The 8,758-nt window shown below is 64.2% G+C and carries 10 protein-coding genes and 1 pseudogene; 4 read left to right on the forward strand and 7 right to left on the reverse strand.

What is annotated here, in order from left to right; translation table 11 throughout:
* Positions 1 to 268: TilS substrate-binding domain-containing protein (locus tag WB785_RS14375; RefSeq protein ID WP_424080007.1), on the forward strand; the 268-nt coding region annotated here is incomplete at its 5' end.
* Positions 269 to 293: 25 nt separating this feature from the next.
* Positions 294 to 896, forward strand: a complete 603-nt coding sequence (hpt, locus tag WB785_RS14380) for a hypoxanthine phosphoribosyltransferase (protein WP_424080008.1) — start codon at positions 294 to 296, stop codon at positions 894 to 896.
* A 7-nt stretch (positions 897 to 903) separates the two neighbouring features.
* On the opposite strand, the gene WB785_RS14385 is transcribed toward hpt, so the two are convergent.
* From WB785_RS14385 to WB785_RS14400, 4 genes are all read right to left on the reverse strand, one after another.
* Positions 904 to 1,587, reverse strand: coding sequence for an SIMPL domain-containing protein (locus WB785_RS14385; RefSeq protein ID WP_424080016.1), 684 nt, complete (start codon positions 1,585 to 1,587; stop codon positions 904 to 906).
* A gap of 79 nt (positions 1,588 to 1,666) precedes the next feature.
* Entirely contained in the window at positions 1,667 to 2,065 is a 399-nt protein-coding gene (locus tag WB785_RS14390; RefSeq protein ID WP_424080009.1) for a heavy metal-responsive transcriptional regulator, read from the reverse strand.
* 94 nt (positions 2,066 to 2,159) lie between these two features.
* Complete coding sequence (locus WB785_RS14395) at positions 2,160 to 2,504, reverse strand: hypothetical protein (RefSeq protein WP_424080010.1); 345 nt, start codon at positions 2,502 to 2,504, stop codon at positions 2,160 to 2,162.
* An 88-nt stretch (positions 2,505 to 2,592) separates the two neighbouring features.
* Positions 2,593 to 4,041 carry an APC family permease gene (locus tag WB785_RS14400; RefSeq protein ID WP_424080011.1) on the reverse strand — a complete coding sequence of 483 codons (1,449 nt, stop codon included), beginning with the start codon at positions 4,039 to 4,041 and terminating at the stop codon, positions 2,593 to 2,595.
* 598 nt (positions 4,042 to 4,639) lie between these two features.
* Between WB785_RS14400 and WB785_RS14405 the strand changes: the two genes are divergently transcribed.
* Both WB785_RS14405 and WB785_RS14410 read left to right on the forward strand, forming a co-directional pair.
* On the forward strand, positions 4,640 to 4,939 hold the full coding sequence (locus tag WB785_RS14405; RefSeq protein ID WP_424080012.1) for a PE family protein: 300 nt from the start codon (positions 4,640 to 4,642) through the stop codon (positions 4,937 to 4,939).
* A 13-nt stretch (positions 4,940 to 4,952) separates the two neighbouring features.
* A pseudogene (locus WB785_RS14410) lies at positions 4,953 to 6,164 on the forward strand (PPE family protein).
* A 7-nt stretch (positions 6,165 to 6,171) separates the two neighbouring features.
* On the opposite strand, the gene WB785_RS14415 reads toward WB785_RS14410, so the two are convergent.
* From WB785_RS14415 to WB785_RS14425, 3 genes are all read right to left on the reverse strand, one after another.
* On the reverse strand, positions 6,172 to 7,188 hold the full coding sequence (locus WB785_RS14415; RefSeq protein WP_424080013.1) for a zinc-binding dehydrogenase: 1,017 nt from the start codon (positions 7,186 to 7,188) through the stop codon (positions 6,172 to 6,174).
* Positions 7,188 to 8,384, reverse strand: coding sequence for an LLM class flavin-dependent oxidoreductase (locus WB785_RS14420; protein WP_424080014.1), 1,197 nt, complete (start codon positions 8,382 to 8,384; stop codon positions 7,188 to 7,190). Before WB785_RS14420 ends, WB785_RS14415 begins: the two co-directional genes overlap by 1 nt.
* Positions 8,381 to 8,758: alpha/beta fold hydrolase (locus WB785_RS14425; RefSeq protein WP_424080015.1), on the reverse strand; the 378-nt coding region annotated here is incomplete at its 5' end. The genes WB785_RS14425 and WB785_RS14420, both read right to left, overlap by 4 nt.

Here is an 8,758-nt window from a genome sequence, read left to right on the forward strand (position 1 = left end):
GGCAATGACCGCATCCGCGAGCGCCGAGGGACTCGACGCCCGGGCGCTGGCGGGGCTGCCTGACCCGGTTCGTCGTGGCGTCATCCGCAGCTGGCTTCTGGCCGGCGGCGCGATCGGGCTGACCGACAAGCAGATTCGCGGTGTGGACAGGCTGATCACCGCCTGGCGCGGCCAGGGCGGGGTGGCGGTCGGGTCCAGTTTGCGCCATCAGCGGTTGGTCGCCGGCCGAACCGGGGGGCTATTGACGTTGCGTCGGGAGCCGGTCTAGCCGACCACCGTTGGTTGTCCGCACGATGGCATGGCACGCTGTGGGCGTGGCAGCGGAATCGCCAGAGTTGTATCCCGGCGACATCAAGTCGGTCTTGCTGCGTGAGGAGCAGATCCAGACCCGCATCGCCGAGCTCGGCGCGCAAATCGGCGCGGACTATCGCGAACTGTCCATCGCCGGCGAGCGCGACCTGTTGTTGATCACCGTCCTCAAGGGCGCGGTCATGTTCGTCACCGACCTGGCGCGCGCGATCCCGCTGCCGACCCAGTTCGAGTTCATGGCGGTCAGTTCCTACGGATCGTCGACCTCGTCGTCCGGGGTGGTGCGCATCCTCAAAGACCTCGACCGCGATATCAACGACCGGGACGTGCTGATCGTCGAGGACGTGGTCGACTCCGGGCTGACGCTGTCGTGGCTGCTGCGCAACCTGGCCACCCGGCATCCGCATTCACTGCGGGTGTGCACGTTGTTGCGCAAGCCCGATGCGCTACGCGCCAACGTCGACATCGCATATGTGGGTTTCGACATCCCCAACGAGTTCGTGGTGGGCTATGGCCTCGACTACGACGAGCGCTACCGCGACCTGCCCTACATCGGAACCCTTGACCCCAGGGTGTACCAGGATTGATTGAGTTCTACTGAAGTTGCCAGACGGCGGTGACCGAGAAGCTCACCGTCTGCTGGCCGGGCTCAAGCGGGACACTCTGCGCTATGCCGCCGCGCGGCGGTGCCGGAGGCATGTTGGAGGCTCCACCGGATGCCTCCGAGATCGAGATGATTTTGCCGAGCTTGAGGCCGGATAACTGTGCGTACTGCTCGGCCCGGTTCTTAGCGTCCTGAAACGCGTGCGCGCGAGCGTCCTTCACCAGATGCGAGTCGTCGGCGATGGAGTAGCTGACCGAGTTGATCCGGGTGGCGTCGCCGCCGGTTCCGACGATGACGGCCAGCACATGCGACGCCGAATCGGTCGGGTGGATCTTGACCCGGATCGAGTTGTTGGCGCGATACCCGGTGATGATGTCACCCGAACTGTCGTGCTCGGGTTGCAGGCTGACCTCGGTGGTGGTGATGTCTTTGTGGTCGACGCCCGCGCCAGTCAGCGCATTGATGACAGCCTGCTGGCGGTCGTTGGTCTGGTTCATCGCCGCGGTGACGTCCGGTGCGCTGAACTCGATACCGACTTCGGCAGTGAGGGTGTCCGGGACGCCTTGCACGTGGCCCGAGCCGACAACCGTCACCTCACGAGGGTTGTCGCCAACCTTGCCCGCGTGGCTGTCACAGCCGGACAAGACGCCGACTGTTAGACCCAGCCCGAGCATGAATCGGAGCGCGAGTCCGGTACGTGTGGTGACCGCCATGGTTGGCACCCTAATTGACGGGCTGGCGCGGACCGCCGACTTAGCTTTCGATAATTCGGCACACCGTGGCGGTTCGGCCTTGATTTTGATCCCGGCGTGCGCCCTGCAGAGCCGTCGACAAGCTGCGACGTAGCGCGCGCAGCCCGGCAATCTTTTGGTCGATATCTCGGATATGCGCATCGAGCAACGCGGTCACTTGGTCGCAGGGCGCGGTGCCCTGGCGGTGCAGGTCGAGGATGTTCTTGATTTCCGGAAGCGTCAGCCCGAGTGTCTTCGCCCGCCCGATGAACCGCAGTATCTCGATGTCGTCATCGGTGAAGATGCGATAACCGGCTTCGGTTCGTCCCGCCGGCGCCAGCAGTCCTTTGGACTCCCAGATCCGAATTGCCTTGGTGGAGACGCCGACAGCCTTGGCGGCATCGCCAACGGTGTGAGCCACGGCAACTCTCCTCAGGCCTGCTGACGGCGTCTGAATTCCAGACCCTGCCGTCGCGGCAAGGTTTTAGGGTAGCCGCACCGAAGGCCGAGGGCAGCTATGACTTCTTGGGTGCGCAGCAGTCGGTGCCGGCTGGCCCCTTTTTGCCACAGCAATCCTTATCACCGGGCATCGGTGGTTTGTCGCCGGGCATCGGCATCGGTCCTTTTGGCATGTCTTGCATGCCCATCATGCAGGACGCCTCGTGTCGCGACTGATCATCGCGGCCAGAGAGCCAACTCGTTGCCGCGCCGGAAACGAAGATGGCGGCGACGACGATGACGGAGCCGGCGACGATTCCGACCCAGGTCAGGGCTCGGCGCAGCCTATCCGGCTTGCTGGAGTCCGACGACTCATCAGCCGCAGACGTTGGTTCGGTTGTGGGCTCTGGTGTTTCACTCATTGGTAGTCAGGTGGTCGTCGCGTGGTGGACCGGCCCCATCCCCTTTCTCGTGGTAAACGCGAATGTAAGGCTTGCCCCAAGGGCAAGGTCAACGGTCGATCGAATTACGTGAGGCCGCCGTTCCTTGGCTATTCAGTGCGCTGTGACGCCGGCCCCACACCAGGTAAAAGATCAGCGCCAGCGTCACCCAGCAGCTGAAGGCAACCCAGGTGTACCAATGCAGGCTTAACAGAATGTAGGCGCATGCCGCGATCGACAAGAGCGGCGTCACCGGATAACCCGGCACCTTGAAGCCGCGAGGTAAATCCGGTTGTTGAATGCGCAGGATGATCACTCCTGCTGACACCACGATGAATGCGGTCAGGGTGCCGATGGACACTGTTTCGGCCAGCCGGTCCAACGGGACCAGCGCGGCCAGAACTGCCACCACGACGGCGACGATCACGGTGTTTCCGACCGGTGTCATCGTGCGCGGGTTGACCTTCGCGAATGTCGCCGGCAGCAGGCCGTCGCGGCCCATCGTGAACAGGATGCGGGTCTGGCCGTAGAGCGTCACGAGGGTGACCGAGAAGATCGATATCACCGCGCCGGCAGACACCAGCGTGCTGCCCGCGGTGTTTCCGGTGATGTGGTCCAAGATCACTGCCAGCACTGCCTCTTCGCCCTTGAAGTCCTGCCACGGCTGGCTCCCCATCGCGGCAACCGACACGAGCACATGGATACCGGTGACGATCAGCAGGGCGTAGATGATGGCCCGCGGCATCGTGTGTTGCGGATCTTTGACTTCGTCGGCGGCGGTCGATACTGCGTCAAGGCCGATGTAAGCGAAGAAGATTGTGCCCGCGGCCAAGCTGATGCCTGAGACGCCGAATGGTGCCAAGTCTCTGAAACGGTCTGCTTTGAAGGCAGTGAACGCGATAGCCGAGAAAATCACCAGCACGCTGAGCTTGATCACCACCATCACGGCGTTGGCCTTCGCGGACTGATTGGCGCCGCGGATGAGCAGGACGGCGCACATCGCTACCAAGACGATGGCCGGCAGGTTGATGACACCGCGCTCGGCATCCCATGGTCCCCCTGAAATAGCTTGTGGCAGACGAAATCCGAAGACGTTATCAAGTAGCTTGTTCAGATATTGACTCCACCCGACGGCCACCGCAGCAGTGGAGACGCCGTACTCGAGAAGCAGGCATGCCGCGACGCCCATTGCCGCGAGCTCGCCCAGGGTGACGTAACAGTATGAGTACGCCGACCCGGAAATCGGTACCGCCGAGGCCATTTCGCCATAGCAGACCGCGGCCAGTCCTGCCGCGATGCCGGCGATGATGAACGAGATGACCACTGCCGGGCCGGCTTGCGGCACCGATTGCGAGAGCACGATGAAGATGCCCGCACCGACCGTTTCGCCCACGCCAAACATGGTCAGCAGGAAGGTTCCCAGGCTGCGCTGCAAGTGATCCGAGGCGGCGACTGGTGCGCCGCTCACCGGGCGGCGTCGCAACATCTGCCGTGCCAGGCTCGGCGCCGACGTTGGCATCGTGCCTCCTCAGGAGCATCTGTGGTCTCGGCGGTCGACTGCGTTGGCCGACAGCTGCTCCTAGTTTCGCTCGATTGCGGTGAGTTAGCCGGCTTTCGTCAAGATATACCAGCGGCAGGCTCCACCGCCTGCTAAGCGTGGTTCTCATCTTGTCGCACCGTTCAGGCCGGACATTCCTCAAACCCGCGGTCGCATCGCCTGATTTCGAATTCGGCTTCGGTGCAACATGTTCACCGGATACCGCTTCGAATTCCCATCCGGGACAGCGGAATTAACTGCAGCACGTCGTTGGGGAATCGCCTAGCGCACCGAAATGACGGTCGGCGCGCGCCTAGCAAAGCTTACCGGGTAGAATGGCAACCAGAGGGCTTCTCATATGAACCTCTAATCATATTGAACGGCAATAACTTTCATGCCGAACTCATATATCGTAGCCTACTCCCTCAGCTAAGTGAATAGTTGCCAACTCGGCGATGAACAAGGTTGGCGGACGCTGGGTTTGGCAACCGTGGCGGGCTTAACGTGGCGAGTGATCCGCTTCGGCCACGTCATCAGATGGCTGAAGTTGTCGAGGAATAACCACTTTTCAGGAGGAGCCATGCCGACCGTCATCACACAGCCTGACTTGTTGGCCACAGCCGCCGGCAAGTTGCACACCATCAACGCCGGGCTGCGGTCCGGAAATTTGGCCGCCGCCGGCCCGACGGCAGGGGTGCTGCCCGCCGCCGGTGATTTGGTGTCGGCCTTGACCGCCGCGCAATTCGCTTCGCACGCCGAGCGCTACCAGATGGTCAGCGCGCACGCCGCTGTGGTCCAGGAGTTTTTGGCGACAATGCTCGGCTCCAGCGCCGCATCGTATGCCGCCACCGAGGCCGCTAACGCCGCGGCAGTCGGCTAGACCAGGAGTAGTCGTGCTGGATTTCGCACTACTCCCGCCCGAAATCAACTCGGCGTTGATGTATTCCGGACCCGGCTCGGGGCCGATGCTGGCGGCCGCCGCGGCCTGGGAAGGCCTCTCGGCCGAGCTGCACACCATCGCGTCTGCGTACAGCTCGGTGATCGCCGGTCTGATCGACGGGTCATGGCAAGGGCCGGCGGCGGCCTCCATGGCTGCTGCGTCCGCGGAGCAAGTGACGTGGCTGAACGGCACCGCCGGGCAGGCCGAACAGCGCGGCCCACGCGGCGGCCGCGGCAAGCGCTTACGAGGCGGCGTTTCTCGCAACGGTGCCGCCGCCTGAAATTGCCGCCAATCGGGCGCTGTTGCTGGCGTTGGTCGCAACGAACCTGTTGGGTCAGAACACCGCCGCGATCGTGGCGACCGAAGCGCAATACGCCGAGATGTGGGCCCAGGACGCGGCCGCAATGTACGGCTACGCGGGAGCGTCGTCGGCGGCGTCGACGCTGACTCCGTTCGTCCCGGCGGCGGAGTCTGTCAATCCCGCCGGACTGGGTGCCCAGGCCGCGGCTGTCTCCCAAGCGGTCGGATCTGCCGGTGCGCAGGCCGCCGTCCCTGACACGCTGGCCGGGCTGGCCGGGTCGACGCCGGCGCCGCCCTGGCTCGGTGACCTCGATAGTCTCGCGGCCGCGCTCGGGTTGACCGGACACGTCTGGAACTCCAACGCGACGGGTTGATCGTGGGCGGAGTGCTCGGCGACATGCTGGAGGGCCTGACCGGGTCGTCCACCCTGGATGCCAGTACCGGTTTCGACGCTTTCATTCGATTGATCTCGCCCACGCGGCTTTTCACGACCGCGTTCAAAGACATCGACGGCCTGGGCCACAGTCTGGCGCCGCCGGTCGCGAAGACCGCCGCCAGCGTCGCCGAGGCGATACCGCCGAGCCTCCCGGCCGCCGTCGTCCCCCCTGCTGCCACAGGAGTTCTGGGCAAGGCGGAACTGGTTGGCAGGCTATCGGTGCCGCAGGCCTGGGGCGGCGTCACGCCGGCGACCAGTCCCGCGGTCGTGTCGCTCGCCGGCCTCGGCACACCGGTTGCCGCCGAGCCGGCCGCGAACACGTTGGGCGGGATGCCGGTGATGGGCTCCAGCGGCCGAAACCTACAGTTTGCTTCCCCCCGTTATGGTTTCAAGCCGACCGTGGTGCCACATCCGCCGGCCGGGGGGTGATGCAGACTTAGGGTGTCACCAATATCTTGCAGTGCCGCTCGGGGTCGGCGAGATCGTCGAACGCTGCGCCGACCTCCTCGAGGCCGACGTCGCCGGTGATTATCGGAGCGACGTCGATGTCGCCTTCGGCAATTGCGCGCAAGGAATCGGCGAATTCGTTCGGATCGTAGGCGAGGACGAACTGGACGTTGATCTCCTTGGCAATGGCGAAGAACGGATGCAAGGTGTCGGGCTGCATACACACGCCCACAACGACGAGTCGAGTGCCGTGCCTGGCCCTGCGCATCACGTCATCAATGATGCCGGGCACCCCGACCGCCTCGAATACCACAGCGGGACTGACGGTGTCGAATGGAGAGCCCTGCGCAGGGTCGAGTGTCTGGTGTGCGCCCAGCGCAGTAGCGAGCTCGCGTCGCTTCAGCGAAAAATCTGCTGCCACAACGCTTTCTATTCCGCAGGCGCGCAGGGCAGCGATCACAGCGATGCCGATCGGACCGCAACCGACCACCAGCGCGGTCTCGCCGGGCTGAACGCCCGACTTGTTCACGGCGTGCAGGCCGACCGCCATCGGTTCGGTCAAGGCGGCATGGCGATGGTCCAGGCCGTTGGGAATGCGCAGCAGCAGCGGCGCCGAAAGCAGCATGCGCTCGGCGTAGCCGCCAAGTGTCCTGTTGCTGTAGACGATCGGTTCGACGTGTCGTCCCGAGATCAGCACCGGTATCGACGTGACCAGCGTTCCCGACGGAAATGTTTCGGTGTCGGGCCCGGCGTCGAGCACCTCCGCGCTGAACTCGTGGCCCATGAAGATGTCGTTGTTCAAGTCCACGTTCATGCCACCGCCGAGACTGTCTGCCATTTGACCGCTCAGCGACAGCACCTCGGCGCCGTGCGCCGCGAAATGCAGGTCGGAGCCACAGATCCCACACGATCGCACGCCGACCAAAACCTGACCCGGCCCGGGAACGGGATCGGGCACGTCGTCGCGATAGACCATGCGGCCTTCACGTAATACCGCGGCGCGCATCAGCTGTTCTCGCTTTCCATCTTGAGTTCATCGGTGTGCTCGGTGATCGCTTTGACCACGGCCTCGCCGGCGCGGCCAAGCAGTTGGTCACGCATCCCCCTGGCCCATTCATGCGATGCCCGAGGTGCCTCCAATTGCCCTTTGAAATGTGGAATCACCTTGCGGGCGAACAGATCATAGGAGTGATAGGTCGCCCGTGGCGATGCCCAGTCGTGGCCGAGCAACAGGAATCCGCCGAATCCACCCGACCGGGTCAGCAGATCCTCGATGTAGTCGATCGCCTCCTCGGGGGTTCCGATGCAGCAATTGCCCCTCGCCGCATAGTCTTCGACGAATTCGTGGGGCGACTGCGCGCCCTCGACCAGGTTGGCCAGCGGCACGAACCCGGCAGCGCCGAAGTACTTCGCGAAGTCCTGCAGGCCGTAGGTGCAGTCGTCTATGGCCTGATCTCGGGTGTCGGCCAGATGCAGGATGCCCAGCACTCGCCAGTTGGCACGATCGGGTTCCTCGTGTCCGGCTTTGCCGGCTTGTTCGCACACGACTTCCCAGGTATTTTCCAGCGCCGCGTAGCCGCCCGGTACCGACATCGACAGCGAAAGCAGTGACGTGCCGAGCGCACCCGCCAGCCGCGGTCCGGACGGCGAAATCATCGCTGCCGTTGAGATTTCCGGGTAAGGCCAGGTGTAGGGGCGGATGTGCAGCTGAGCATCGCGAAGCGTGAACCAGTCCGAGTGACGGTTGATCCGCTCTCCGGGTACGGCGCGGAACAACGCCAGGATCGCGTCCAGCGATTCGTGCATCATCCGGCGCTGCTCGACCGGATCGATGCCCATCATGTAGGCGTCCGACGGCAAGGCGCCCGGACCAGTACCGAACATCACCCGCCCGCGGGTCAGGTGATCCAGCAACACCCACCGGTCGGCCACCATCAGCGGGTGGTGGTAGGGCAGCGACACCACACCGGTACCAAGCCGGATGTGCTTGGTCCGCTCGGCCGCGGCGGCGATGAACACCTCCGGGCAGGCGATCAACTCGTAGCCGCCGGAGTGGTGCTCCCCGAACCACGCTTCGTCGAAGCCAAGACGGTCCAGGGCGACGACTCGATCCATGTCGTATTCGAGTGCTGCCGTGGGTGATTGGCCGGTCGGATGAAACGGCGTGATGAAAACACCGAAGTTCAGTGGGCGGCTGGTCACAGCTGCACACTCGAGAGGAAGTCCAGCACAACCTCGTTGACCTGATCCGGGCACTCCTGTTGCAGCCAGTGCCCGGCGCCCTCGATCATCACCTCACGGTAGGGGCCGGTCACCACCTCCCGGGTTCGGTCGCGGTGCATGAAGCCTCCCACGGGATCGTCGGTGCCGGCGACGAACAACGCCGGCACCGAGATGGTCGGGGCTGGCGGGTCGGCCAGGATTTCCCAGTTGCGGTCCAGATTGCGGTACCAGTTCAGCCCGCCGGTGAAACCGGTGCGGGTGAACTCGGTGACGTAATGGTCGACTTCCTGTGCGGTTATCCAGTCGGGCAGCCCTTCGGTCTCGGGCAGCCGCTCGATGAAGCCGGCCGGCCC

This window comes from Mycobacterium sp. (genome assembly GCF_049585075.1).
Lineage (GTDB): Bacteria > Actinomycetota > Actinomycetes > Mycobacteriales > Mycobacteriaceae > Mycobacterium.

Coding starts and splice junctions, on each gene's coding strand:
- WB785_RS14415 (WP_424080013.1), bottom strand. CDS start 7,188: ATGCGCGCCGCGGTATTACGTGAAGGCCGCATGGTCTATCGCGACGAC.
- WB785_RS14400 (WP_424080011.1), bottom strand. CDS start 4,041: ATGCCAACGTCGGCGCCGAGCCTGGCACGGCAGATGTTGCGACGCCGC.
- WB785_RS14405 (WP_424080012.1), top strand. CDS start 4,640: ATGCCGACCGTCATCACACAGCCTGACTTGTTGGCCACAGCCGCCGGC.
- WB785_RS14385 (WP_424080016.1), bottom strand. CDS start 1,587: ATGCTCGGGCTGGGTCTAACAGTCGGCGTCTTGTCCGGCTGTGACAGC.
- WB785_RS14395 (WP_424080010.1), bottom strand. CDS start 2,504: ATGAGTGAAACACCAGAGCCCACAACCGAACCAACGTCTGCGGCTGAT.
- hpt (WP_424080008.1), top strand. CDS start 294: ATGGCATGGCACGCTGTGGGCGTGGCAGCGGAATCGCCAGAGTTGTAT.